The sequence below is a fragment of the Streptomyces sp. GL_148 genome (assembly GCF_057834205.1).
The window spans coordinates 5,892,118-5,917,033 of record NZ_CM174396.1; the positions used below are offsets into that span (position 1 = coordinate 5,892,118).

Below are 24,916 nucleotides of genomic sequence, written 5' to 3' on the forward strand. Positions count from 1 at the left end.
TAGGTTGACGCACGGGAGGGTGTCAACCCGCATTGACGCGCGTGGTGGTGCCGGGGGCTACGGGTGGCCCGGACGGTAGCCGCGGTGACCTCGTACTACCGGTGCGCATCCCGCAGCAGCCCGGCCAGTGGGCTCGCGCCGAACACTTCCTCGCCAACCCCGGCCGCCGACGGCGCCCCGGCCTCCACCGAGATCACCCTCAGCCCGGCCGACCGCGCCCTTCTGGAGCGGGAAGCACAGAAGCGGCGCGGCCGTGCACGGGCCTTGGAGCGCTCCCGCCGGGCAACGAACACCGGACAGTACGGATTGTCGAAGAAGCAGACCAGGCGCGCCGAGAATCGCGCCGCCAAGAGCCTGGCGCCCAAGGCGGTCACCGTGCCGGGCGGTGCGCGTGCGGCCCGCGTCGACGGGGTGCCGAAGCAGGCGTTCCGCCGGGACCGGATCTCGTACGGATACCGGGAACTGCGCGCCCGCCAGGCTGAAGCCGCCGCCTCGGCCGCCGAGCACCGATGCCATCGCGCCCGCCTTCTCGCCCGGCCACCGCGTACCTGGACACCACCGCGTCCCGGCACGCGCAGATCGTTTTCGCCCAAGGGCTAGAAGAAGCCCTGCGGGAGTCAACCGCACCGAGCCAGACCACCGTTCGCGGTGCCGGCCATGCGGCAGTCCCACGGCAACGCCGTGGAACCTCTGCTCCCCGAACCGCCGGACAGCGGTCCCGAGCGACCCCGGATGAGACACGCCCTGTGCGTTACCACGCCGGAAAGCCCGGACACCGCCCCGGCCGCAATCCACAGCTCACCCTCTGGTGAATTGCGGATCAAGTCTTAGACGGTGAGGACGATCTTGCCGAAGAGGTCGCCCGACTCCAGCTTCGCGAAGCCCTCGCGGGCCCGGTCCAGTGGCAGCGTCTCGTCGATGACCGGCCGGACCCCGGTCGCCGCGCAGAAGGACAGCAGGTCCTCCAGCTCGTCCTTCGAGCCCATCGTCGAGCCGACCACCTTGAGCTCCAGGAAGAAGATCCGGGTCAGCTCGGCGTGTGCCGGGCGGTCCCCGCTGGTGGCGCCGGAGATGACCAGGGTGCCGCCGGGGCGCAGGGACTTGACCGAGTGCGACCAGGTGGCGGCGCCGACCGTCTCGATGACGGCGTCGACGCGCTGGGGGAGCCGCGCGCCGGGCTCGTAGGCCTCTACGGCGCCCAGTTCGACGGCGCGCTTGCGCTTGGCCTCGTCGCGGCTGGTCGCGAAGACCCGCAGGCCGGCGGCCTTGCCGAGGACGATGGCGGCGGTGGCGACGCCGCCGCCGGCGCCCTGGACCAGGACCGAGTCGCCGGGGCGGACGCCGGCGTTGGTGAAGAGCATCCGGTACGCGGTGAGCCAGGCGGTGGGCAGGCAGGCGGCCTGTTCGAAGGAGAGCTCGGCGGGCTTGCGCAGGACGTTCCAGGCGGGGACGGTGACCTGCTCGGCGAAGGTTCCCTGGTAGCGCTCGGTCAGGATCGAGCGGGGCTCGTCGGGGCCGACTCCGTGGCCGGTCTGGCCGATGACGGAGTGCAGGACGACCTCGTTGCCGTCCTGGTCGGTCCCGGCGGCGTCACAGCCGAGGATCATGGGGAGCTTGTCCTCCCCGAGGCCGACTCCGCGCAGTGACCACAGGTCGTGGTGGTTGAGGGAGGCGGCCTTGACGTTCACGGTCACCCAGCCGGGGCGGGCCTGGGGGGCGGGGCGTTCGCCCAGCACGAGGCCGTTCAGCGGCTGGTCACGGTCGATTCGGGCAGCGTAGGCAGCGAACATGGCCGCGAGGCTACCGCTCGGTAGCCCCGGGATCCAGGGGCGGCCCCGCCCGGACGGGGCCGATTCCGGCGTCCCCGTGGGGTCGACCCCCGGCCCTGCGGGCGGCCGTACCCCGGCCCCTGGGGGAGCCGGGCCCTGCGGGGCTGTCCCCGACCCGCCCTTCCGCCGTTCCCTGGGCTCCGCCCAGACCCGCGCCTCAAACGCCGGCGGGGCTGGATTGCCCAGCCCGGGCAGACGGAAGTGGGGCCCGGCCGAATCATTCGGCCGGGCCCCACTTCGTACAGCCGGCGCAGCGCTTAGGCCAGGCGGGCCACGCCGTCGGCCTTCGCCGCCGCGGCGACCGCGGCCGTGACGGCCTCGGCGACGCGGGTGTCGAACGGCGACGGGATCACGTAGTCGGCGGCGAGCTCGTCACCCACGACGCCGGCGATGGCGTCGGCGGCGGCGATCTTCATGCCCTCGGTGATCCGGGTCGCGCGGACCTTCAGCGCGCCCGCGAAGATGCCGGGGAACGCCAGCACGTTGTTGATCTGGTTCGGGAAGTCCGAGCGGCCCGTGGCCACGACCGCCGCGTACTTGTGCGCGACGTCGGGGTGGACCTCCGGGTTCGGGTTGGCCATGGCGAAGACGAAGCAGTCCTTCGCCATCGTCGCCACCGCGGCCTCGGGGACCGTACCGCCGGAGACGCCGATGAAGACGTCCGCGCCCGCGAGGGCGCTCTCCAGGGAACCGGTCTGGCCAGTCTTGTTCGTCAGGCCCGCGATCTCCGCCTTGACGTCCGTCAGGTCGGAGCGGTCGGCGGAGACGACGCCCTTGCGGTCGGTGACACAGACGTCGCCGATGCCCGCGTCCACGAGGATCTTGGCGATCGCGATGCCCGCGGCACCCGAACCCGAGATCACGGCGCGCAGGTCGGCGAGGGTGCGACCGGTGAGCTTCGCGGCGTTGCGCATGGCGGCCAGCGTCACGATGGCCGTGCCGTGCTGGTCGTCGTGGAAGATCGGGATGTCCAGCGCCTCCTGGAGGCGGCGCTCGATCTCGAAGCAGCGGGGCGCCGAGATGTCCTCCAGGTTCACTCCGCCGAAGGACGGCGCGAGGCGGATCACGGTCTCGATGATCTCGTCCGTGTCCTTGGTGGCGAGCGCGATCGGAACCGCGTCGACGCCACCGAACTGCTTGAACAGAATGGCCTTGCCCTCCATCACGGGGAGGGAGGCCTCGGGCCCGATGTCACCGAGTCCGAGCACGGCCGTACCGTCGGTGACGACGGCGACCACGTTGGACTTCCAGGTGTACTCGTTCACGAGCTCGGGCTGCTCGGCAATGGCGCTGCAGACCTTCGCAACGCCGGGCGTGTACGCCAGGGACAGGTCGTCCTTGTTGTGGACCGGCACGGTGGCCACGATGGCCATCTTGCCGCCCCGGTGCAGCGCGAACACCGCATCCGGGTTGTTGTCCGTCACGCTGTCGCTGCGAGGATTGACGATCTCCGCTGCCACTGTCTTAACCCCTTAAGTCTTTGAATCGTTGAGGGTGGCCACTCCTGGTTAAGGGGTGGGCGGGCACCGCGTCCGTCTCCGCGTCGACGGTTGGCCCGTCTCCGCGAAGGGGAGGTTCGTACGCGCGGGCGCGCCGCACGCGCGCCCTGAGCCCCGGATGAGGGGTGTAAGGATCTGTTCTACCCGAAGAACACTCACCCAGACGAGTCGATTCCCGCTCGACCATAGGCCGCTTGTGCCGGTTTTGGCGAAAAGTCCAAACCTCTCTGTCCGATGGGCGAGACGCGCCGTAAATAGTGAGGCAAAAGGCCCAGGTCACGGCCGTTCGTGCGGCTCTGGGGCTCCTTGTCCGCAGTCCTGTTGGGTACGAAGCGGCTGCCGTTATCCGATTTTGACCTGACGGGCTGCCTGAATGACTCAGTCCGAATGGCAAGATGCCCCTAATCACACAAGGTCGCGACACTCGATGGGGCGTGCCCGACCGTTTTTCGATGCTTTCCACCTGCCGGAGGAACCAGCTCATGACCGCAAGCACCACCCGCCGTACGACCGCCGCCCGGTCCCGGATCGCCGCGGTCGGCGCGATCGCGGTCGCCGGCGCCCTGATCCTCACCGGCTGTGGAGACCAGACGGACAAGGGCTCCACCACGACGCCGTCCGGAAAGGCGAACTCCGCCCCGCTCTTCGGCAAGCTGCCGAAGAAGATCCAGGACGCGGGCGTCATCAAGGTCGGCACGGACGCCACGTACGCGCCGATGGAGTTCACCGAGGGCGGCAAGATCGTCGGCGTCGACCCGGGCATCGCCGAGGCCCTCGGCAAGCAGCTCGGCGTCACCTTCAAGTTCGAGTCGGGCACCTTCGACACCCTGATCGGCAGCATGCAGACGGGCCGCAGCGACGTGGTCATGTCCTCGCTCACCGACACCAAGGCCCGTCAGGAGGGCCTGGACGACAAGGGCGCCAAGACCGGTGCCGGCGTCGACTTCGTCGACTACTTCAGCGCCTCGACCGGCATCCTCGTCAAGAAGGGCAACCCGGACGGGATCAAGACCCTCGACGACCTCTGCGGCAAGAAGGTCGCCGTCCAGCGCGGCACCACGTACGAGCAGTCCGCCAAGGACCAGTCCGAGAAGTGCAAGACGGCCGGCAAGGGCGAGGTCTCCATCGAGTCCTTCCCGACCGACGCCGAGGCGCAGACCCGCGTGAAGGCCGGCGGCGCCGTGGCCGACCTCAACGACTCCCCGGTCGCCGCGTACATCGCGCAGACCGCCGGTGGCGGCAACGACTTCGAGGCCATCGCCAACCCGACCGACGCCGGTCTCTTCGGCATCGCCGTGGACAAGAAGAACATCGAGCTGCGCGACGCGCTCAAGGCCGCCCTCGACGCGATCATCAAGGATGGCTCGTACAAGACCGCCCTCGACAAGTGGAACGCGGGCTCCGGTGCCGTGACCGAGGCCAAGATCAACGCAGGCTCCTGATCTCCGCGTACCACCGCAGCACACTGAAGGGCAGTCACTGTGACTGACAAGCTCGACAAGGTCCCGGGCCCGGCGGACACCCCGCCGGCCGGGGCCGTCCCCCCCGAGGCGATCAAGGCCATTCCGGTCCGTCACTACGGCCGCTGGGTCAGCGCCGTGGTGGTCATCGGCCTGGTCGCTTTGCTCGCCGTCGCCTTCTCGCAGGGCAACGTCCGCTGGGCGACCGTGCCGGAGAAGCTGTTCGACCCGACCATCATCCGGGGTCTGTTCAACACGATCTGGATCAGCGTCGCCTCGATGGCCCTGGGCCTGGTGCTCGGTGTCCTCTTCGCCGTGATGCGGCTCTCGAAGAACCCGGTGACCAGCACCATCGCCTGGTTCTACATCTGGTTCTTCCGCGGCACCCCGGTGTACGTGCAGCTCCTCATCTGGTTCAACCTCGCGCTGATCTTCCCGTACCTGAACCTCGGGTTCTACCGGGACGAGATGACCCAGGTCATGACCCCGTTCCTGGCCGCCCTGCTGGGTCTCGGCCTCAACGAGGGCGCGTACATGGCGGAGATCGTCCGCGCCGGCATCCAGTCGGTCGACGAGGGCCAGACCGAGGCCTCGCACGCGCTGGGCATGACCCGGACGCAGACCATGCGCCGGATCGTGCTGCCGCAGGCCATGCGGGTGATCGTGCCGCCGTCGGGCAACGAGTTCATCAACATGCTCAAGACCTCGTCGCTCGTGGTCGCCGTGCAGTACTTCGACCTGCTGCGCGCAGCCCAGGACATCGCCTCCACCTCGTTCGCGGTGATGGAGATGTTCTTCGTCGCCTCGATCTGGTACCTCGCCCTGACCAGTGTGTTCAGCGTCGGCCAGTACTACCTGGAGCGCCGCTACGCGCGCGGCTCGCTGCGATCCCTGCCGGACACCCCGCTGCAGAAGATCAAGGCGAACCTCTCCCGCTTCTCGAACCGCAAGGCGGTGGCCTGATGACTTCGACTGCCATGGTGAAGGCCGAAGGCGTCCACAAGTCCTACGGAGCCGCCCACATCCTCAAGGGCATCGACCTGGAGGTCGCCCCGCGTGAGGTCTTCTGCCTGGTCGGTCCGTCCGGCTCCGGCAAGTCGACCTTCCTGCGGTGCATCAACCACCTGGAGCAGGTCAACGCCGGACGGCTCTACGTCGACGGTCGGCTCGTCGGCTACCGCCAGAAGGGCGACAAGCTCTACGAGCTGAAGGACAGCGAGGTCGCGGCGCAGCGCCGGGACATCGGCATGGTCTTCCAGCGCTTCAACCTCTTCCCGCACATGACGGCCATAGAGAACGTCATGGAAGCCCCGGTCATGGTCAAGGGCGAGAGCAAGTCGGTCGCGCGGGCGCGCGCCGTCAAGCTCCTCGACCGGGTCGGCCTCGGCGACAAGGGCGGGAACTATCCCACCCAGCTCTCCGGCGGCCAGCAGCAGCGCGTGGCCATCGCCCGCGCGCTGGCGATGGAGCCGAAGCTGATGCTCTTCGACGAGCCCACCTCGGCGCTCGACCCGGAGCTCGTCGGCGACGTCCTCGACGTCATGCGGGACCTGGCCGAATCGGGCATGACCATGATCGTGGTCACGCACGAGATGGGCTTCGCCCGCGAGGTCGGCGACAACCTCGTCTTCATGGACGGCGGCGTGGTCGTCGAATCCGGCCACCCGCGCGACGTCCTCGGCAACCCCCAGCAGGACCGCACGAAGGCCTTCCTCTCGAAGGTCCTGTAAGACGGCGGCGGCTCACGCGTGAGGGGCGGTACGGGAATCCGTACCGCCCCTCACGCATGCCCGGCCCGCGCTGCGGGCCGGGGCTACTTCAGGGCCAGCACCAGCCCGTCGGAGGGCGAGCGCCAGACCGTACGGGCCTCCGCGAAGCCGGCGCCGCGCAGCGTGGCCGCGTGCCAGGACTCCGGCGGGGTGTCGCCGTCGGCGTGCTCGCCGTAGATCTCGAAGCGGGCCTTCGTCGGCTCGGCGAGCGCCGGGTCGGCGGCCGCGAGCTCCCACCACTCGCGCCAGTCCAGCGCTCCGGCCGCCTTCGCCCGGTTCATGCCGTCGTGCCGGTGGGCGCGCTCGGCGGCGTTGATCCGCGGGGTGGCGGGGTCGGGCATGTGGTCGGCGTTCATGAACACCCCGCCGGTGCGCAGCAGGGGCGCCAGTTGCCCGTAGAGGACGGCGAGGTCCTTGCTGTGCAGCCAGTGCAGGGCGGTGGCCGTCAAGACCGCGTCGAAGGAGCCGCGGGGGAGGGCCGAGCGCCAGTCGGGGTCCTTGAGGTCGGCGGTCACGAAGGTGACGCGGGGGTCGCCCGCGAAGTGGCCCCGGGCGATCGTCAACAGCGCGGGGTCGAGATCGACTCCCGTACTGGTGGATTGCGGGAACCTCTTGAGGACGCGGTCCGTGATACTTCCCGTACCGCACGCGAGATCGAGCACTCGGGGGGCGGTGCCGACCAGCGCCTCCAGCATGTCCAGCATCACCCGGAACCGCTCCTCGCGGTCCGGCATGTACCACTCCTGCTGCCGGTCCCAGCTGTCCTGCCAGGCCTGCCAGTCGGACGGTGCTGCCGTACCGGAGCGTGCTGTGTCCGCCACGAGTGCCTCCATGCGTAATACCCTCGAACATGTCTCAGCCGTTACCGAAGACATTAATCCGCAGCCGTAAGGACTACAAGTGGAACTGGCCCATTACTCGGACTACGCCGTGCGCCTGGTCAACACCGAGGAGCCGGCCCGCAACAAGGACTCGCTGACCTCCGTGGACGCCGTCCGCGCCCTCTTCGGCGTCAGCGTGCAGATGGCCCGCCGGGTCACGGACGGTGACGTCACCCGCTTCCGCAACGTCCGCGGCCGGCTGCGCGCCGTCTTCGAGGCCGCCGACGGCGGCGACCACGTCCTCGCCGTCGACCTGCTGAACTCCCTGCTCATGGAGTTCCCGGTCAGCCCCCAGATCTCCGGGCACGTGGCCGCCGACGAGCACAGCGGACACGGCGAGCACAGCGGACACGGCGGACACGGCGGACACGGTGGGCACGGCGGACACGGTGAGCACGGCGGCCCGAACTGGCACATCCACCTGGCCGACCACCCCTCCAACGCCTCCGCCGGCTACGCCGCGATCGCGTGCTTCGGGCTGGCCTTCCACCTCACCGAGCACGGCCCGGCCCGGCTCGGCCTCTGCCAGGCCCCGCCCTGCCGCAACGCCTACCTCGACACCTCCACCAACCGCTCCCGGCGCTACTGCTCCGACCGGTGCGCCACGCGCGCCAACGTCGCCGCCTACCGCGCCCGCAAGCGGCTGGAGGCCGAGGAGTCCGCCGGCAGCGGGCGCAGCGCCGAGGAAGCCCAGGAGAGCCACGCCCTCAGCGAGCGCTGATCCTCCCCCTCGTGCTCCGGCCGGGGGCGCGGCCGGAAGCGGCCCACCGCGGTCGCCAGCACGAGCTCGTCGGGGACCGGCCCGTAGTCCGTGCTGTCGCCCGTCTCGTTGTACGGGTTGTCGCCCAGCACCCACCAGCCGCCGGGGCGCCGCTCCACCGCCCGCTTGACGACCAGCAGGTCCTGCTGGAAGGGATGGCGCAGCACCACCACGTGGCCCGGCCGCACGGGTGCCCCGTAGCGGACCAGCACCTGGTCCCCGTTCTCCAGCGTCGGCGCCATCGAGGGGCCGCTCACCTCCACGGTGCCGATCCGCTTCAACGGCGACTCCCACTCCCGCGTCCGGCCGCGCGAGCGCGTGCTCCCCGCCATCCGAGACCTCCTTGACCGCGCTCGTTCGCTCTTCGTACCACCCCGCATGCTGCCGCACTCTTCCGTACATTCGGTCACCGGCCCGGGGGCACCCCTGGACTTTTGTCCCAACCCCACGGGGGCGGCCGCGAAATCGTCTTTCTCACGGAGTAATCTCCCCCTTGAGAAGACGATCACGAGGAGGACAAACTCCATGCTTTCCCGCCTCTTCGCCCCCAAGGCGAAGGTCTCCGCCCACTGCGATCTTCCGTGCGGCGTGTACGACCCTGCCCAGGCCCGCATCGAGGCCGAGTCCGTCAAGGCCGTGCAGGAGAAGTACCAGGCCAACGACGACGCCGACTTCCGCGCGCGCGCCATCACCATCAAGGAGCAGCGCGCCGAGCTCGCGAAGCACCACGTTTCCGTGCTGTGGAGCGACTACTTCAAGCCGCCGCACTTTGAGAAGTACCCGCAGCTGCACACCCTGGTCAACGACACCCTGAAGGCCCTCTCGGCCGCCAAGGCGTCGAACGACCCGGCGACCGGCGCCAAGGCGCTGGAGCTCATCGCCGAGATCGACCGCATCTTCTGGGAGACCAAGGCCGCCTGATCAGGCTCTCCAGCCTGATCGGCCTTGTCCCGCGGGACGATGACGAAGGGGCCCGACCGCACCTGCGGTCGGGCCCCTTCGTCTTGGGCGGGGGCTACGCGTCGTCCTCGTCCTCGTCGTCGTCCAGGCGGGCCAGCCACGTCGCGAGGCGTTCCACCGGGACCTCGAAGTCCGGGTTCAGGTCGACGAAGGTGCGCAGCTGCTCGGCGAGCCACTCGAAGGTGACCTCCTCCTCGCCGCGCCGCTTCTCCAGCTCCTCGATGCCGCGATCGGTGAAGTACAAGTCGGGCTCCGTGCGGTGGTCGGGTGTTCGGGTGTGTCCCGTCAGGATAATCCGCCGGTCCGCCGCGGCCGGACCTGACCGCTTTCCGCCGTTCGCGGAGCCCCTCCCCAGGGCAGGGATGGAGGGTCCGCGGCGGGAGGTATGCATGGATCACCCCGAGCCGAGCGACGGCGTGCTGCGGGCCCTCGGTTCCACCGAGCCGTCCGCCGAAGGGACCGCGCTGGTGTGCGGCGTACGGCGGGCCCGGCGGCTGCGACTGCTGCGGGAGCTCGGGGAACTGCCCGGCGCCCGTACCGGGGAGGCGGCCGAGCGCTGGGCCCTGCTGGAGGAGGCAGGGCGGCGCGACCCCCGTGCGGTGGCCGACGTGGTGCACTATCCGGCCACCGGGGTGTGGGCCGAGGAGACGCTGCGCCGGCTGCGCACGCGGCACGGGCCGCCCGCCGACCTCGGGCACCTCGGGGCACTCGCCGCCGCCGCGGCGCTGCGCGCCGGGATCGGCTTCAAGATCACGCTGCGCCCCGCGCACGGACGCCTCGCCCTGCCCACCCTCGGACTGCTGCGCCCGGACCGGCCCGGCCCGCTCGCCCTGACCGAGGGCTCCTGGGACCCCGGCAACCCGGAGGCGCTGGCCCTGCACGCGCTGCCCGACGGGCGGACCGCCCTGGACGACCTGGACCCGTACCGGGCCCCGGGGACGGTGCCCGCCGCCCGCCGGCTCACCCCCAAGGGGCACAAGCGGTGGGACACCCAGTGGTCCGGGGCCCTCACGCTGCTGCGGCGCTACGACACCGCCCGCGCGGACGAGGCCGGGCGGCTGCTGCGCTGCGTGGTCCCGCTGTCCGGCAGCTCCCGGTCCTACGGCGGGACCCTGCCCGAGGCGGCGGGCTCCGTCCTGGCGCGGGCGCAGCCGCCGCCCGCGCTGGCCGCGACCCTCGTGTTCGAGGTGCAGCACGGGAAGCTGGCGGCCCTCACGGAGGCGTTCCCGCTGCACACCGCCGACCGCTCCGCACGGTACTGGGCACCCTGGCGGGCCGATCCACGGCCGCTGGAGGGGCTCCTGCGGGGCGCGTACGCGCACCTCGGGCTGGCGGGCTACTGGCAGCGCGCGGCGCTCTACGGGGCCAGGGGGGCGTGGGCGCAGCATGCGCGGGTGCGGGCGCAGGTGGCGGCGGTGCTGCCCGTTCTGGACGCCTGCCCGGAACTCACCGCCGCCGGGCGGGTGTTCGTCGGCGCGATGGCTGTCGCGGAGCGGGGGATGGACGGGGTGCCGGCGCCGGGGTCTCGGTACGCGGTGGCCCGCGCGGCGGTGGAGCACGACCGGGCCGCGTGGTGTGCGGCGCACCCGAACCTGGCCCCGTACGCGGCCGGCTGACGGGTCGAGCCGCTGCGCGGGCTGCTTGCCCCTCCCCGCCCTTCCACCGTTCCCTGGGCTCTGCCCAGACCCGCGCCTCACACGCCGGCGGGGCTGAAAGACTCGCCGCGGACAACCGGAAGGCCCGGCCTCTCGGTGATTCGAGGGGGCCGGGCCTTCCAACGTTCGAGCAAGCGCAGTGCTTAGGCCTCGAAGACCTCGTTGAGGAGGAGCTGCTGCTCCGCCTGGTGGCGCTTGGCCGAGCCGACCGCCGGGGACGAGCCGTGCGGGCGGGAGATGCGGCGCAGGCGCTCGCCCGCCGGGATGTCCGCGCCGACCGCCAGGTCGAGGTGGTCGATCAGGTTGAGCGCGATGAAGGGCCACGCGCCCTGGTTCGCCGGCTCCTCCTGGGCCCAGATGTACTTCGCCGCGTTCGGGAACTTGGCGATCTCCGCCTGGAGTTCCGCGCCCGGGAGGGGGTAGAGGCGCTCGATGCGGATGATCGCCGTGTCGGTGATGCCCCGCTTCTCGCGCTCGGCCTCCAGGTCGTAGTAGACCTTGCCCGCGCAGAAGACGACCTTGCGGACGGCGTTGGGGTCCACGGTGGAGTCGCCGATGACCGGACGGAACGAGCCGGTCGTGAACTCCTCCGCCTTCGACGCCGCCGCCTTCAGACGCAGCATCGACTTCGGGGTGAAGACGATGAGCGGCTTGTGGTGCGGGTTGTGGACCTGCCACCGCAGGAGGTGGAAGTAGTTCGACGGGAGCGTGGGCATCGCGACCGTCATGTTGTCCTGCGCGCACATCTGCAGGAAGCGCTCCGGGCGGGCGGAGGAGTGGTCCGGGCCCTGGCCCTCGTAGCCGTGCGGCAGGAGGAGCGTGACGCCGGACGTCTGGCCCCACTTCTGCTCGGCCGAGGAGATGAACTCGTCGACGACGGTCTGCGCGCCGTTGACGAAGTCGCCGAACTGGGCCTCCCAGAGGACCAGCGCGTCCGGGCGGGCCAGCGAGTAGCCGTACTCGAAGCCCATGGCCGCGTACTCGGAGAGCAGCGAGTCGTAGACGTTGTAGCGGGCCTGCTCGTCCGACAGGTAGAGCAGCGGGGTGTAGTCCTCGCCCGTCTCCCGGTCGATCAGGACCGCGTGGCGCTGGCCGAAGGTGCCGCGGCGGGAGTCCTGGCCGGACAGCCGGACCGGGGTGCCCTCCATCAGCAGCGAGCCGAAGGCCAGGGTCTCGCCCATGCCCCAGTCGATGGTGCCGTCGTCGATCATCGCGGCGCGGCGCTGCAGCTGCGGCAGCAGGCGCGGGTGGACGGTGACCGTGTCCGGGATGTTGACCTGGGCCTCGGCGATCCGCTTGACGACCTCCTGGGAGATCGCGGTGTTCACGAAGACCGGGAACTCCTGCGCGACCTGCGCGGGCGCCACCGGGGCGAGCGCGGGCTGCGTGGCGGCCTCGCGGACCTCCGCGAAGACCTTCTCCAGCTGGCCCTGGAAGTCCTGGAGCGCCTGCTCCGCCTCTTCCAGGGTGATGTCGCCGCGACCGATGAGGGACTCGGTGTACAGCTTGCGCACCGAGCGCTTCTTGTCGATCAGGTCGTACATCAGCGGCTGCGTGAACGCCGGGTTGTCCGACTCGTTGTGACCGCGGCGGCGGTAGCAGATGAGGTCGATGACCACGTCCTTGTTGAACGCCTGACGGAACTCGAAGGCCAGGCGCGCGATGCGGACCACGGCCTCCGGGTCGTCGCCGTTCACGTGGAAGATCGGCGCCTCGATCATGCGGGCCACGTCGGTCGCGTACATCGAGGAACGCGAGGACTCCGGGGCGGCGGTGAAGCCGACCTGGTTGTTGATGACCACGTGCACGGTGCCGCCGGTGCGGTAGCCGCGCAGCTGCGACATGTTCAGCGTCTCGGCGACGACGCCCTGGCCCGCGAAGGCCGCGTCGCCGTGCAGGGCGACGGGCAGGACCGTGAAGTCCGTGCCGCCCTTGTTGATGATGTCCTGCTTGGCGCGGACCACGCCCTCCAGGACCGGGTCCACCGCCTCCAGGTGCGAGGGGTTCGCGACGAGCGAGACCTTGATCTGCTCGCCGTCCAGGCCCGTGAAGGTGCCGTTGGCGCCCAGGTGGTACTTGACGTCGCCGGAGCCGTGCATGGACTTCGGGTCGAGGTTGCCCTCGAACTCGCGGAAGATCTGCGCGTACGACTTGCCGACGATGTTCGCGAGCACGTTCAGGCGGCCGCGGTGGGCCATGCCGATCGCGACCTCTTCGAGGCGGGCCTCGGCGGCCGAGTCGATGACGGCGTCGAGCAGCGGGATGACGGACTCGCCGCCCTCCAGGGAGAACCGCTTCTGGCCGACGTACTTCGTCTGCAGGAAGGTCTCGAAGGCCTCCGCCGCGTTCAGCCGGCGCAGGATGCGCAGCTGCTCCTCGCGCTCCGGCTTGGAGTGCGGGCGCTCGATGCGGTCCTGGATCCAGCGGCGCTGCTTCGGGTCCTGGATGTGCATGAACTCGACGCCCGTGGTGCGGCAGTACGAGTCGCGCAGCACGCCGAGGATGTCGCGGAGCTTCATCATCGACTTGCCGGAGAAGCCGCCGACCGCGAACTCGCGCTCCAGGTCCCACAGGGTGAGGCCGTGCTCGGTGATGTCGAGGTCGGGGTGCTTGCGCTGCTTGTACTCCAGCGGGTCCGTGTCGGCCATGACGTGGCCGCGGACCCGGTAGGAGTGGATCAGCTCGAAGACGCGGGCGGCCTTCGTGACGTCGTCGTCGTGCGAGGCGTCGATGTCCCGGAGCCAGCGGACCGGCTCGTACGGGATGCGCAGCGCCTCGAAGACGTCGTCGTAGAAGCCGCTCTCGCCGAGCAGCATGTTCGCGACGATGCGCAGGAACTCGCCGGAGGCCGCGCCCTGGATGACCCGGTGGTCGTAGGTCGAGGTCAGGGTCATGACCTTGGAGATGCCCAGCTTGTTCAGGGTGTCCTGCGAGGTGCCCTGGAACTCGGCGGGGTAGTCCATGGAGCCGACGCCCATGATGACCGACTGTCCGGGCATCAGGCGGGGCACGGAGTGGACGGTGCCCAGGCCGCCGGGGTTGGTGAGGGAGACCGTCACCCCGGTGAAGTCGTCCATCGTCAGCTTGCCGATGCGGGCCCGGCGCACGATGTCCTCGTAGGCCTGCCAGAACTCGAAGAAGTTGAGGGTCTCGGCCTTCTTGATGCCGGCGACGACGAGCTGGCGGTCGCCGTTGGGCTTCACCAGGTCGATCGCGAGACCGAAGTTGATGTGCTCCGGCTTGACCAGGGTCGGCTTGCCGTCCTTCTCCGCGAAGGAGTAGTTCATCGACGGCATGGCCTTGATGGCCTGCACCATCGCGTAGCCGATGAGGTGCGTGAAGGAGATCTTCCCGCCCCGGGCGCGCTTCAGGTGGTTGTTGATGACGATGCGGTTGTCGAACAGCAGCTTCACCGGGACGGCGCGGACGGACGTGGCCGTCGGCACTTCCAGCGAGGCGTTCATGTTCTTGACCACGGCAGCCGCCGGGCCGCGGAGCGTCACCAGTTCGGGGCCCGCGGGGGCCTCGGTGGCGGGCGCGGCCTTCTGGGGGGCTACGGAAGCGGGGGCGGCGGCGGGAGCCGGGGCCTGGGAGGCGGGGGCAGCCGGTGCGGCGGCGGCCGGGGCCTGGGAGGTGACAGTCACAGCAGGGGCACCAGAGGGGGTGGCAGGTACAGGGGCAGGTGCTGACACGGGCGTCGTGGGCGCGGCGACGGGGGCAGCAGGCGTGAGGCTCGCCGTCCCTGGGGCGGCGGCGTCGGAAGCCTGCGGGGCCGTGGCGGTGACGGGGGTGGCGGCCTGTGCGGAGGCGCCGTCCGTCGTCGTCGCGGCAGGGGGAGCGGGCCGGTCCGTGGGCTTGTCCGCCTTCACCGGAGCGACAGCGCCACCCGGCTTGTAGTCGGCGAAGAAGTCCCACCAGGCCCGGTCGACCGAGTTCGGGTCCTGGAGGTACTGCTGATAGATCTCGTCGACGAGCCACTCATTCGCGCCGAAGCCTGGGGCGGGGTTCTTCCCGCCCGATCCTGCTTCGGTCGTGGTGCTCGAGTTACTGGGGGACTGTGGCGACACGGCGGCAACCGCCCTCTTCCGCTTCACAAGGTATGGACAGCGGGAATAAAGGCTACGCCTCCCGGGCCCTGTGATGCAGACCGGGCGGGACTTACGTCGCGTAGGTCACATCGAACGGCGGGTTTCACCACCTGGAATGGCGGGAAACAAGCGTGGTTCGGGCAGGAGGCACCGCGGTTGCGGCCCCCTTGGCTTCGCACCCCTGACGGACCCCGGCCCATGTGGCCGAGATCATGTCCTTCCCACTCGAACCCTACGTCAACCCGGCGCCTGCGAGCTGCCCGGAAGCGTGACGAGGATGCGGCACCCCCGTGACGATTCGGCCACTCCGATGTGCCCCCCGTGCAGGCCGACCGCCCAGCGGGCGATGGCCAGGCCCAGGCCCGTGCCCCCGTCGCCGCCCCTCGCGCTGCCCCGGTTGAACCGCTCGAAGACCCGGTGGCGCTCCGCCTCCGGTATCCCGGGACCTTCGTCCCGTACTTCGAGCACCAGGCCCCCGGGCGCGTCGCCCGCCCGGGCGTGCACGGTGACCCGGCCGTGCGGGGGGCTGTGCTTGACCGCGTTGTCGATCAGGTTCGCCACCACCTGGTGCAGCCGCTCGGCGTCCGCGTACGCCGTCAGGTCCGGCGGGGACACGTCCAGGTGGAGGTGGACGTCGTTGCGGGTGTGCCCGCCCGATCCGGAGGACAGCCCCGGCCGGCCGGCCGCCGCCAGGCCCGACTCCTTCAGCACCCCCGACAGGTACGGCCACACCTCGAAGCGGCGGGCCCGCAGCGGCACCACCCCGTTGTCGACGCGGGAGAGGTCCAGCAGGGTCTCCACCAGCCGGCCGAGCCGCTCGGTCTGCTTCAGGGCCGTGCGCATGGTCTCCGGATCGGCGGCGGAGACGCCGTCCACCACGTTCTCCAGTACCGCCCGCAGGGCCGCGATCGGGGTGCGCAGCTCGTGCGAGACGTTGGCGACGAGCTCCTTGCGGTGCCGGTCCACCGCCTCCAGGTCGTCCGCCATCAGATTGATGGTGGAGGCCAGGTCGCCCAGCTCGTCGCGGCGGCCCGCCCCGCGCACCCGGCGCGTGTAGTCCCCGTGGGATATCGCCCGGGCCACGGTGGTCATGTCGTCCAGCGGCGCCGTCAGGCTGTGCGCCACGAACTGGGTGATCAGCATCGAGGCGATCACCGAGAACACCGTGATGAAGCGCACCTCGGTGGCCGTGCGCAGGGCCACCATCAGCAGACCCGTGGTGATGAAGACCGACACCACCACGAGCGTGCCCAGCTTGGTCTTGATCGAGAACGGGGAGAACGGCCGCAGCACCCCGGGCGGCCGCTGCCCCGGCGGCCGGTAGCCGCTCACGGCTGCGCCGGGGTCTCCAGGGCGTACCCGACGCCGTGGACCGTACGGATCCGCTCGGCGCCGATCTTCCGGCGCAGCGCCTTGATGTGGCTGTCGACCGTACGGGTCCCGGACGCGTCGGCCCAGTCCCACACCTCGGCGAGGAGCTGCTCCCGCGAGAGCACCGCCCGCGGGGTCCCGGCCAGGCACACCAGCAGGTCGAACTCCGTCGGCGTCAGGTGCACGTCCTCGGTGTGCACCCGGACCCGTCGCTGCGCGTGGTCGATCTCCAGATCGCCCAGCCGCAGGGTGGCCCCGCGCGGGGCGTGCGCGGCCAGCGTGGCCCGCTCCACCCGCCGCAGCAGTACGTGGACCCGCGCGGCCAGCTCGCGCATCGAGAAGGGCTTCGTCATGTAGTCGTCGGCGCCGACCCCGAGGCCGACGAGCATGTCGGTCTCGTCGTCCCGGGCGGTGAGCATGAGCACCGGAACGGGCCGCTGCGCCTGGACCCGGCGGCAGACCTCCAGGCCGTCGAAGCCCGGCAGCATGACGTCGAGGACCAGCAGCTCCGGCAGCCAGCTCTCGGCCGCGGCGACGGCCGCCGGCCCGTCCGAGGCCGTCTGGACCTGGAAGCCCTCGGCGCGCAGCCGGGCCGCGATGGCCTCCGCGATGGTGCGGTCGTCCTCGACGACGAGTACCCGGCGCTGCGCGCCGGGGGTGGCCGCGGCGCCGTTGTGGGTGGTGGTGTGTGTCTGTTCCATTTCCCGCCCCTGAAGATCCCGCGTGGTAGGGGTGCAGCGTAGAGGAGCCTCCGGCGTCCGGCTATGACGGGTTCCGCATGCGGGCCTGCTGCACGGCGCCACTGTTCCCGGCCGCCCGCGCCTCAAACGCGGGAGGGGCTGCCTTTTGTCCGCCGTCTGCCCGCACGAGAACGCCGGCGGGCTGGGAAATCCAGCCTCGCCGGCGTTTGAGGCGCGGGGTCTGGGGCGGAGCCCCGGGGGCTCGGGCGGAGCCCGGGGCCTGGCGGGTCAGGGCGGAGCCCTGGGAACGGGGGAAGGGCGGGTAGGGGAATCCGCCCCGCGGGGCAGAAGGGCTACGGCGCTACAGGGCCAGGCCGTGGCCGTGCGCGAACACCGGGTCGGCGGTGTCGTTCGGGACATCGGGCCGGGAGGCGGCCACGGCCGCCATCGAGCGCGGGAGCTCGAAGGGGAGGCGCCCCTCGGCGGCCGCCCGGCCGAAGGCCACGTCCAGGAGGGCGGCGTCGGACGCGCCGTAGTCCGCGATCAGGGCAGCCGCCCGCTCCGCGATCTCGGGGATCACCGCGGCCCGCTCCAGATTGATGCAGACCAGGGTCGGGACGGCGTCCAGCAGGGACAGGATCTCGGTGAGCTCCGGCTCGGGGAAGGCCAGCGAACCCGAGTGGAAGAAGGACTCGAAGATGTTCGTGCGGGGCTCGTGCGGCGTGCGCAGCCGCAGCACCGCCAGGTCCGCCTCGGCCGGGTCGGACACGACGTCCCCGTAGGCCGCCGCGACGTCCGCGTCCACGTCCTTGACGTACAGCTTCGGGCGGCCGGAGACCGGCAGGGTCCGCCCGGTGTTGGTGAGCACCGTCAGGGAGCGCCGCTGGGCCGCCGCGCCCGCCGCCGTGAAGTCGGCGCGGCCGACGGTCTCGGCCGCCGCGTCCGGGTCCACGTACGGGTTCTCGAAGAGGCCGAGGACGAACTTCTCGCGCAGCAGCCGGCGTACGGACGCGTCGATCCGGGCCTCGGGGACCCGGCCCGAGCGGACCATCTCCACGATGACCGCGGGGCACTGCTCGCCGCCGAACTGGTCCGAGCCCGCCTCCAGCGCGCGGGCCGCCCGCTCGGTGACGCTCAGGTGCTCCAGGCCCCAGGCGCGGGCCGGGTGCGGCTCGCCGAAGATCGTCGACTCGGTGAGCAGGCCCCAGTCGGTGCACACGATGCCCTGGAAGCCGAGCTCCTCGCGGAGCAGGCCGGTGACGACGCCCTTGTTGAAGCCGAAGCCGACCTCTTCCCAGTCGGTGCCGATGGGCTGGCCGTAGTACGGCATCATCTGCGAGCAGCCGGCCGCGATGGCCGCCTTGAACGGCTCCAGGTGGTGCTCGCGCATCCCGCCCGGGTAGACCTGCTCCTTGCCGTGTGCGAAGTGCGGGTCCTCGCCGTCCATCTGCGGGCCGCCGCCGGGGAAGTGCTTGACCATCGCGGAGACCGAGGCCGCGCCGAGCGTCTCGCCCTGCAGGCCCCGTACGTAGGCCTGGACGAGCTCGCCCGTCAGCTTCGCGTCCGAGCCGAAGGTGCCCGACTGGCGGGCCCAGCGCGGCTCCGTGGCCAGGTCGATCTGCGGGTGCAGGGCGACGCGGAAGCCGACGGAGAGGTACTCGCGCCGCATGATGTCGGCGAACTCGAAGACCAGCTCCGGGTCCCCGATCGCGGCGAGGCCGATGGCCTCGGGCCAGGCGGAGAAGGCGCCGGCGTTGAAGGAGGCGCCGACGTTGTCGGTGAAGGAGTGCCGGGGATCGGTGGACAGGGTCACCGGGATGCCGAGGCGGGTGCCGGCGGCCATCTCCTGGACGGCGTTCTGCCATATCGCCATCTCGCGGGCGCCGTAGCTGCCGAGGAGGTTGAAGTGGGTGAGGGAGCGGCCCTCGATCAGCTCGGGGGTGGTGAACGGGAGGATCGAGCCGTCGGTCTCGGTGACCGGGGTGCCGTCCGGGTTCATCATCAGCATCGAGTGGAAGAGCTGGCCGGCCTTCTCCTCCAGGGTCATGCGGGAGAGCAGGTCCTCGACGCGCTGGTCGACGGTGAGGGAGGCGTCCCGGTACGGGAGGGCGGGGGTGGCCGGGGGCGTCGGGGTGGCGTTCATGGCAGGGCTCCTGAGGAGGTCGGGCGCGGGGGCGGGCGTGGGAGCGTGCGGGAGGGAGGCCGCGGGGGCCGGGGCCGGGGCGGGGGCGGGGACGGACGCGGACGTGGAGGCGGTCGCGGGGGGCGGTGGCCGGAGGCTGGTCGGGGCCGGGTGCGTGGGCGCCTGCGGGCCCGGCCGGGCGGGCCGTCGTTCGACCGGGCTGATCAGCTGGACCAGGGCGGCGCCGACGGTTGGCGCGATGCCGCCGACGAGGAGGGGCGCGCCGTAGTCGCCCCCTGCGCCGAAGGCGGGGGAGGAGCGTGGGCCGGGAGGGCGGCCGGGGCGGTGGCCGCGGCCGTGGCCGGCGTGGCCGGATCGGGTCGGCCGGGGGCGTCGAGTGCGCTTCCGGGGTCCTGCGTGAGCGGCATGGGGGCTCCAACGTCTCCGCGTCGGCCTCGTCACCGACCGGGCGGATTCACCGTAGGGGCGAAAACCGTGCACCCACTAGGTTTTCGTGCAGTGAGCTGGATCACTCCATCGGGATGGCCGAAAACGGTCGGGCTTAGGGTGGTCCGCATGGCACAGGACAGGGGCCGAACGGTCCCCAAGGCGGCGGTCCCCAAGGCTGCGGGCCCCAAGGCGGTTGCCGCCCGGGGCGGCTACGCGGTGGGCGACGCCCGCCGTCAGAAGATCCTCGACACCGCCGTCGAGCACTTCGCGCAGTGGGGCTTCCACGCCTCCTCGCTCGCCCGGATCGCCAACGACTGCGGGATCACCCAGGGCGGCCTGCTGCACCACTTCCGCGGCAAGGAGGACCTGCTGCTGTCCGTCCTGGCGCAGAGCGAGCAGCACGACGTCGAGCGGCTCTTCAGTGGGCCGGCCGAGGAGGTCCCCTCGGTCGCCGTGCACTTCGCCGCGGTGGTCGCCCTCGCCGAGGACAACGCCCGCCGGCCCGGTCTCGTACGCATGTACAACACGCTGGTCGGCGAGTCCGGGAACCCGGGCCACCCCGCGCACGCCTACTTCCGGGAGCGCTACGACCGGGTCCTCGGCTACAGCGTCGGCCTGCTCCGGGCGGGGGTGGCGCGCGGCGAGGTGAGGCCGGACACGGATTGCGAGGCCGTCGGCCGCGAGACCATCGCGGTGATGGACGGGTTCCAGATCCAGTGGGTACTGGACCCGGAGGGCGTGGACATGGCGGTCCTGCTGCGCGGGTACCTGGACCGGCGGCTGCGGGAGATCACGGTGGCGGGGACGGGGCTGTGACGGGGCGGCGGGGGCGGTGCCCGGCTCGCTCGGCCGGCTTGCTGTGTTCGCCGCGGTCGCCGCGGTCGCTGTGGCCGGCCTGATCTCTTCAGCGCGGCTCGAAGGGCGGCAGCGCGCTCAGGACCCCTTCCAGGGGGCGCGGCAGCGTGGTCTGGGCGGCGGCGACCTCGTAGCCGCCGTGCCGGAAGGCGTACGTGAACGCGTCGACGGCCGGCTGGTCGGGGAACGAGATCCGCGGCAGGCGGGGGAAGTCCGCCTTCTGGAGCGCGGCGCGCAGTTGGGTGAGGGCGGCCGCCGAGAGCTTGTCGGGGTCGACCGTCTCGGCCTTCGCGTTGAGCCGGAGGAACGATCCGTCACCCTTGATGATCAAGGTGCTGGTCTTTCCCGTGATGCCGCCGCTGCGGGTGACCGCGAGGAGGGTCTCGCCGCCGGCGGGCGTCGAGGCGCTGGGTGCGGGGGCGGGAGCGGAGGTACTGGGCGCGGGCTGCGGGGCGGGACCGGTCGTACCGGTGCCCGGGCCCGGACTCTGACCGGCGCTCTGACCGGGGGACGGCGTCCCCGGGGCGTCCGTCGCCGTCCCGGACGGGGCGCTCGTCGCGGAGCCGGTGCCGGGGCCCGTGCTCGTGCCGGTGCCGGTGCCCGTGCTCGCGTTCGGTGTCGGTGAGGCTCCGTCCTTCGACCCGCCGGAGGAGCACCCGCCCAAGGCCGCCACCACGGCCAGCGCCACGGCCGCCGTCGCCCAGCCCACTCGCCCACCACGTGCTCGCACGCCCCACCCCCGCAGGTATCCGGCTCGAACCCCGAGTATGGAGTCAGCACCACCCGCACGGATAGCACCCGGAGGCCGACATCCGCCGCTTCGCCCCTTGGCGCTGGCTGCCGCCGCTCACCGCCCTCGCACTCGGCCTCTGGGGCCTCTCGCGGGGCGGCTCCATGTGGCGCGACGAGTCCGTCACGTGGCAGGTCGCGCACCGGCCGCTCGGGGAACTCTGGGAACTGCTCGGCCAGGTCGACGCCGTACACGGCCTCTACTACCTGCTGATGCACGCCGTCTTCACGGTGACGGGCGACGGCGCCGCCCCCGACTCCGGCCTCTGGGCCCTGCGCCTCCCCTCGGTGGCCGCCACCGCCCTCGCCGCATCCGGCGTGGCCGCGGTGGCCCACCACCTGACGGACGCACTGCCCGTCGGGGATGGGGGCGGGGGGCGCGGGCCTGGCGTGCCCGGCGGATCCGGGCAGGCCGGCGGCCCGGTCCGGCCCGACGCCTCCGACCACTCCGACCGGGTCGGCGGCCCGGACCGCGCCGACCGGCCCGACTGGTTCGACCGCCTCGACCAGTCCGATCGCCTCGATCGCCTCGATCGACCCGGCCGGCCCGACCGCCCCGGCCGGGTCGCGTTGTTGGCCGGGGTCGGGTACGCGGTGTTGCCGCCCGTGCAGATGTACGCGCAGGAGGGGCGCTCGTACGCGTTCGTCGCCGCGGCCGTCGTCTGGGCCACGTACCTGATGCTGCGCGAGCGCTGGGTCGGCTACGCCGTGGTGCTGGCGCTGGGGTGCTGGCTGCACGAGTTCGCCGTACTGGCGCTGCCCGCGCACGCGTTCGCCGCCTGGCGCTCGCGCGGCTGGAGGCTCGCCGCCGGGGCCGTGGTGGCCGCGCTGCTGCCGCTCGCCCTGGTCAGCGCGCGGCAGGCGCAGCAGCAGCTGGGCTGGCTCGGGCGGCCGAGCTGGCAGGACTGGGCGGCGTACGGGGTCCTCGCGGCCGCGTCGCTGCTCCTGGCCCGGGGAGCCGCGCGGGAACTCGTACGGGTAGCCCTGCCGCTGGCCCTGCTGCCGCCCGGGCTGTTGCTCGTGATCTCGCTGGTGCACCCCTGGTACGTGGACCGGTACGTCCTCTACGCCCTCGCCGGCCTCGCCCTCCTCGCGGGGGCGCGGCTCGCCACGGCGCGGGGCTGGTGGGTGTGGCCGCTGGTCGGGGTCCTGCTGGTCCCCGTCGGGTTCTGGTCCGCGTGGCTGCGTACCCCCGAGAGCCGCAAGGACGACGCGCGGGCCGTCGCGGCGGCCGTCGGCGACGTCGCGCGCCCGGGCGACGCGGTGCTGTTCCTCCCCTCGCGGCGGCGCGCATGGCTGTTGTCCTCACCGCAGACCTACGGGTCCCTGCGCGACCTCGCCCTGTCCCGCACCCCGGCGGCTTCGCGGAGCCTCCAGGGCGTGGAGCGGACTCCGGAGGAGATCCGGGCGGCGTTGCTGGACCCGGCCGTCGACCGGGTGGTCGCCCTGCTCGACCCGGTGGGGCAGCCGCTGGACGGCTACCCGGCCGAGGCGGTGAAGCGCCAGACGCTGGTCTCCTCCTTCGACCTGTGCTCCGTGACGGACGTGCGGGGGGCGCGCGTGGCGCTCTTCGCCCGGGCGGGTGACTGCCCGTAGCTCCCGGCGGGGCCGCGGCCTCGCTCATGGACTGCCCACCCGTCTGCTCCCGGGAGTACCCGCGCCGACCGGTCGCGCACGCCTCCGGTCCGGTGCCCCGGCCGCCCGGCGCGCGCCCCTGGTACCGCTGCGCGGGGCCGACCCGGGTCGGCAGGCCCCCGGAGCCGCTGCACAGGGTCCCCTACCCTCCCTTCCGCCGTTCCCCGGGCCGCCCCGGACCCGAGAGACCTGGGGCTCCGCCCCGGATCCGAGAGACCTGGGGCTCCGCCCCGGATCCGAGAGACCTGGGGCTCCGCCCCGGACCCCGCGCCTCAAGCGCCGGCGGGGCTGGAGGTGGCCCGGCCCCGCCTTTCACGTGCACGAAGGGCCCGACGCCTGCTCCTCACGTGCGTGCTCCCCGGGCGGGCCGCCGACCTCGTGGGCGGGCCGGCCGGTCCGCTCACGGGTCCGGCCGCCCGCTAGGGCGACCGGTCGCGCCGCGCCCGGAGGCCGGCCCGCCGGGGGCAATGCGCCCCGGAGGCGGATGCGTTCGTGGGAGGCGGAGGCGCAGGGGGGAGGATGGGCGGCGGGCCGCCGACCTTGCCGGGGCCCGCCGACTTCTGCCGGAGGTGCCATATGGACGCAGCCCGCCAACACCCCCACCGCCACTCCCTCGTGCCGCCCGGTCCGCTCGTCGGTGGGGACTGGCTCGCGGAGCGTCTCGGTATACCCGGACTCGTCGTCTTCGACGCCTCCGTCGGGGCGCACCGCGAGACGGGCCGGCGGATTCCGGGGGCCCGTCCCTTCGACCTCGACGGCGCGCTGTCCGACCACACCGCCGCCGCCCCGCACGCCATGCCCGGCCCCGCCGCCTTCGCCGAGGCGATGCGCGTCCTCGGCGTGGACGACAGCAGCACGGTCGTCGCGTACGACGGCGCCGGGATCTACTCCAGCGCCCGCGCCTGGTGGATGCTGCGCAGCATGGGCTTCGACCGGGTCGCCGTCCTCGACGGCGGGCTGCCCGCGTGGACCGCCGCCGGGCGGCCGGTGGAGGAGCGCCGGCCGGGCTACGAGGGCCCGCGCGGCTCCTTCACGGCCAGGCCCCGCGCCGGGCTGCTGGTGGACGCGGCCACCGTCTCGGCGGCCCTGGCCGATCCGGCCGCCGCGGTGCTCGACGCCCGGACCCGCGAACGCTTCTCCGGCACCGCGCCCGAACCCCGACCCGGCCTGCGCGGGGGCCACATGCCGGGCGCGGCCAGCCTCCCCTTCGGCGAACTGCAGCGCCCCGACGGCCTGATGCGCCCCGCCGCCGAACTCCGTACCGCCTTCGGGGCGGCGGCGGGCGAGCGGGAGCGGCTGTACTTCAGCTGCGGATCAGGGGTTACCGCCTGCGTGCTCGCGCTCGGCGCGGAGCTCGCCGGGTACGAGCACCTCGCCGTGTACGACGGCTCCTGGAGCGAGTGGGGCATGCCCTCCCCGGACCGGCCGGTCGTACAGGGGAGTTAGCCCGGCCCCGCCCACATCCCGCCGCCCGTCCGGGGGTTGGCACCACCCCGGATCCGGGCACCGGCCCCATGCCCCCGGGCCCCCGCACGGGCACGATCGACGGCATGACAACGCAGCGCGGCACCAAGGCCACCGTCACCGCCACGCACACCGCCGCAGCCCTCGACGGTCCGTACGTCCTCGGGCTCGATCACCGCCGGGCAGCTGTCCGGGACGGGCGCGGACGCCCGCTCCGCCTCCGGCGACGTCCGCCTGGCCTTCGCGAAGGCGCCGGCCTCGGTCGCCGTGGAAACCAGCTCGGGCGATGCCAGGGTGAAGGTTCCCGCGGCGCGGGCCCCGTACGCCCTCGACGTCTCCACCACCTCCGGCGAGCGGGAGATCACCGTCCCCGCGGACCCGTCCGTGACCGCCCGCCTCGCCGTACGGACCTCGTCGGGCGACATCGTCATCTTGGCGGCCTGAGCCCCGGCGACGCCCACACCCTCTCCGTACACGCGAGGAGCGCAGCCCCGCCCCGAACTCGCCTTCACCCGTGGTGACCTGGGCATTTCCGCCGATGCCGTGGCCCGGCTGAGATGTTCCCGCCCCTGTTCGCCCCCGGCGAACGGGTGTTGGGGAACATTGGGGCGCGCACATGCATTGAGTCGGCATAGCTCAACTTCACTGC

Annotated in this window: 21 protein-coding genes; 11 read left to right on the forward strand and 10 right to left on the reverse strand. The window is 72.2% G+C overall.

The features are described from left to right. Window positions 1–63: 63 nt before the first annotated feature. Entirely contained in the window at window positions 64–600 is a 537-nt protein-coding gene (locus AC3IYI_RS27195) for a hypothetical protein (RefSeq protein ID WP_489406194.1), read from the forward strand. Window positions 601–827: 227 nt separating this feature from the next. Here the strand turns inward: AC3IYI_RS27195 and AC3IYI_RS27200 are convergent, their stop codons facing one another. Both AC3IYI_RS27200 and AC3IYI_RS27205 read right to left on the reverse strand, forming a co-directional pair. Then, complete coding sequence (locus tag AC3IYI_RS27200) at window positions 828–1,790, reverse strand: zinc-binding dehydrogenase (RefSeq protein ID WP_489406195.1); 963 nt, start codon at window positions 1,788–1,790, stop codon at window positions 828–830. A 296-nt stretch (window positions 1,791–2,086) separates the two neighbouring features. Next, a complete protein-coding gene (locus AC3IYI_RS27205; protein ID WP_243336158.1) occupies window positions 2,087–3,289 on the reverse strand; it encodes an NAD(P)-dependent malic enzyme in 1,203 nt (400 codons plus the stop codon). A 521-nt stretch (window positions 3,290–3,810) separates the two neighbouring features. Between AC3IYI_RS27205 and AC3IYI_RS27210 the strand changes: the two genes are divergently transcribed. The 3 genes from AC3IYI_RS27210 to AC3IYI_RS27220 are packed head-to-tail and all read left to right on the forward strand — an operon-like array spanning window position 3,811 to window position 6,518. Next, a complete protein-coding gene (locus AC3IYI_RS27210) occupies window positions 3,811–4,770 on the forward strand; it encodes an ABC transporter substrate-binding protein (RefSeq protein ID WP_489406196.1) in 960 nt (319 codons plus the stop codon). Between the two features lie 39 nt (window positions 4,771–4,809). Then, window positions 4,810–5,751, forward strand: a complete 942-nt coding sequence (locus tag AC3IYI_RS27215; RefSeq protein WP_489406197.1) for an amino acid ABC transporter permease — start codon at window positions 4,810–4,812, stop codon at window positions 5,749–5,751. Further along, entirely contained in the window at window positions 5,751–6,518 is a 768-nt protein-coding gene (locus tag AC3IYI_RS27220; RefSeq protein ID WP_279345975.1) for an amino acid ABC transporter ATP-binding protein, read from the forward strand. Before AC3IYI_RS27215 ends, AC3IYI_RS27220 begins: the two co-directional genes overlap by 1 nt. An 83-nt stretch (window positions 6,519–6,601) precedes the next feature. Here the strand turns inward: AC3IYI_RS27220 and AC3IYI_RS27225 are convergent, their stop codons facing one another. Then, the gene (locus AC3IYI_RS27225; protein WP_489406198.1) at window positions 6,602–7,378 is read right to left on the reverse strand and encodes a class I SAM-dependent methyltransferase; all 777 of its coding nucleotides are present in this window, start codon (window positions 7,376–7,378) and stop codon (window positions 6,602–6,604) included. 79 nt (window positions 7,379–7,457) lie between these two features. Between AC3IYI_RS27225 and AC3IYI_RS27230 the strand changes: the two genes are divergently transcribed. Next, the gene (locus tag AC3IYI_RS27230) at window positions 7,458–8,159 is read left to right on the forward strand and encodes a CGNR zinc finger domain-containing protein (protein ID WP_489406199.1); all 702 of its coding nucleotides are present in this window, start codon (window positions 7,458–7,460) and stop codon (window positions 8,157–8,159) included. Here the strand turns inward: AC3IYI_RS27230 and sodX are convergent. Next, window positions 8,063–8,530, reverse strand: a complete 468-nt coding sequence (gene sodX / locus AC3IYI_RS27235) for a nickel-type superoxide dismutase maturation protease (RefSeq protein ID WP_489406200.1) — start codon at window positions 8,528–8,530, stop codon at window positions 8,063–8,065. The genes AC3IYI_RS27230 and sodX overlap by 97 nt on opposite strands. Before the next feature lie 193 nt (window positions 8,531–8,723). Between sodX and sodN the strand changes: the two genes are divergently transcribed. Next, the gene (gene sodN, locus AC3IYI_RS27240) at window positions 8,724–9,119 is read left to right on the forward strand and encodes a superoxide dismutase, Ni (protein WP_030709803.1); all 396 of its coding nucleotides are present in this window, start codon (window positions 8,724–8,726) and stop codon (window positions 9,117–9,119) included. 94 nt (window positions 9,120–9,213) lie between these two features. Here the strand turns inward: sodN and AC3IYI_RS27245 are convergent, their stop codons facing one another. Continuing rightward, window positions 9,214–9,402 carry a DUF6104 family protein gene (locus AC3IYI_RS27245; RefSeq protein WP_214949374.1) on the reverse strand — a complete coding sequence of 63 codons (189 nt, stop codon included), beginning with the start codon at window positions 9,400–9,402 and terminating at the stop codon, window positions 9,214–9,216. 145 nt (window positions 9,403–9,547) lie between these two features. Here AC3IYI_RS27245 and AC3IYI_RS27250 point away from each other — a divergent pair, with 145 nt between their 5' ends. Next, a complete protein-coding gene (locus tag AC3IYI_RS27250; protein ID WP_489406201.1) occupies window positions 9,548–10,774 on the forward strand; it encodes an aKG-HExxH-type peptide beta-hydroxylase in 1,227 nt (408 codons plus the stop codon). A 182-nt stretch (window positions 10,775–10,956) separates the two neighbouring features. On the opposite strand, the gene AC3IYI_RS27255 is transcribed toward AC3IYI_RS27250, so the two are convergent. From AC3IYI_RS27255 to AC3IYI_RS27270, 4 genes are all read right to left on the reverse strand, one after another. After that, window positions 10,957–14,880: a multifunctional oxoglutarate decarboxylase/oxoglutarate dehydrogenase thiamine pyrophosphate-binding subunit/dihydrolipoyllysine-residue succinyltransferase subunit gene (locus tag AC3IYI_RS27255; protein ID WP_489406202.1), complete on the reverse strand. Its 3,924-nt coding sequence runs from the start codon at window positions 14,878–14,880 to the stop codon at window positions 10,957–10,959. Between the two features lie 258 nt (window positions 14,881–15,138). Beyond that, window positions 15,139–16,194, reverse strand: a complete 1,056-nt coding sequence (locus AC3IYI_RS27260; RefSeq protein WP_489411684.1) for a HAMP domain-containing sensor histidine kinase — start codon at window positions 16,192–16,194, stop codon at window positions 15,139–15,141. 35 nt (window positions 16,195–16,229) lie between these two features. Then, complete coding sequence (locus tag AC3IYI_RS27265; protein ID WP_243336164.1) at window positions 16,230–16,973, reverse strand: response regulator transcription factor; 744 nt, start codon at window positions 16,971–16,973, stop codon at window positions 16,230–16,232. Window positions 16,974–17,313: 340 nt separating this feature from the next. Continuing rightward, window positions 17,314–19,095, reverse strand: coding sequence for a glycoside hydrolase family 3 protein (locus AC3IYI_RS27270; protein ID WP_489406203.1), 1,782 nt, complete (start codon window positions 19,093–19,095; stop codon window positions 17,314–17,316). Window positions 19,096–19,650: 555 nt separating this feature from the next. On the opposite strand from AC3IYI_RS27270, the gene AC3IYI_RS27275 reads away from it, so the two are divergent. Next, window positions 19,651–20,340: a TetR/AcrR family transcriptional regulator gene (locus AC3IYI_RS27275; protein ID WP_489406204.1), complete on the forward strand. Its 690-nt coding sequence runs from the start codon at window positions 19,651–19,653 to the stop codon at window positions 20,338–20,340. An 88-nt stretch (window positions 20,341–20,428) separates the two neighbouring features. Here the strand turns inward: AC3IYI_RS27275 and AC3IYI_RS27280 are convergent, their stop codons facing one another. After that, window positions 20,429–21,088 (reverse strand): hypothetical protein, encoded by a 660-nt coding sequence (locus AC3IYI_RS27280; protein WP_489406205.1) that lies wholly within the window; start codon window positions 21,086–21,088, stop codon window positions 20,429–20,431. Window positions 21,089–21,273: 185 nt separating this feature from the next. On the opposite strand from AC3IYI_RS27280, the gene AC3IYI_RS27285 reads away from it, so the two are divergent. From AC3IYI_RS27285 to AC3IYI_RS27295, 3 genes are all read left to right on the forward strand, one after another. Beyond that, window positions 21,274–22,764 carry a hypothetical protein gene (locus AC3IYI_RS27285; RefSeq protein ID WP_489406206.1) on the forward strand — a complete coding sequence of 497 codons (1,491 nt, stop codon included), beginning with the start codon at window positions 21,274–21,276 and terminating at the stop codon, window positions 22,762–22,764. Window positions 22,765–23,379: 615 nt separating this feature from the next. After that, window positions 23,380–24,249 carry a sulfurtransferase gene (locus AC3IYI_RS27290; RefSeq protein ID WP_489406207.1) on the forward strand — a complete coding sequence of 290 codons (870 nt, stop codon included), beginning with the start codon at window positions 23,380–23,382 and terminating at the stop codon, window positions 24,247–24,249. 204 nt (window positions 24,250–24,453) lie between these two features. Continuing rightward, window positions 24,454–24,711: a DUF4097 family beta strand repeat-containing protein gene (locus AC3IYI_RS27295; protein WP_489411685.1), complete on the forward strand. Its 258-nt coding sequence runs from the start codon at window positions 24,454–24,456 to the stop codon at window positions 24,709–24,711. Window positions 24,712–24,916 lie beyond the last annotated feature (205 nt).

Bases quoted from the DNA above. Each gene is read 5' to 3' on its own strand.
- AC3IYI_RS27265 (WP_243336164.1), bottom strand. From the start codon at position 16,973: ATGGAACAGACACACACCACCACCCACAACGGCGCCGCGGCCACCCCC.
- AC3IYI_RS27200 (WP_489406195.1), bottom strand. From the start codon at position 1,790: ATGTTCGCTGCCTACGCTGCCCGAATCGACCGTGACCAGCCGCTGAAC.
- AC3IYI_RS27220 (WP_279345975.1), top strand. From the start codon at position 5,751: ATGACTTCGACTGCCATGGTGAAGGCCGAAGGCGTCCACAAGTCCTAC.
- AC3IYI_RS27250 (WP_489406201.1), top strand. From the start codon at position 9,548: ATGGATCACCCCGAGCCGAGCGACGGCGTGCTGCGGGCCCTCGGTTCC.
- AC3IYI_RS27290 (WP_489406207.1), top strand. From the start codon at position 23,380: ATGGACGCAGCCCGCCAACACCCCCACCGCCACTCCCTCGTGCCGCCC.
- AC3IYI_RS27210 (WP_489406196.1), top strand. From the start codon at position 3,811: ATGACCGCAAGCACCACCCGCCGTACGACCGCCGCCCGGTCCCGGATC.
- AC3IYI_RS27285 (WP_489406206.1), top strand. From the start codon at position 21,274: ATGTGGCGCGACGAGTCCGTCACGTGGCAGGTCGCGCACCGGCCGCTC.
- AC3IYI_RS27275 (WP_489406204.1), top strand. From the start codon at position 19,651: ATGGCACAGGACAGGGGCCGAACGGTCCCCAAGGCGGCGGTCCCCAAG.
- sodX (WP_489406200.1), bottom strand. From the start codon at position 8,530: ATGGCGGGGAGCACGCGCTCGCGCGGCCGGACGCGGGAGTGGGAGTCG.
- sodN (WP_030709803.1), top strand. From the start codon at position 8,724: ATGCTTTCCCGCCTCTTCGCCCCCAAGGCGAAGGTCTCCGCCCACTGC.
- AC3IYI_RS27270 (WP_489406203.1), bottom strand. From the start codon at position 19,095: ATGAACGCCACCCCGACGCCCCCGGCCACCCCCGCCCTCCCGTACCGG.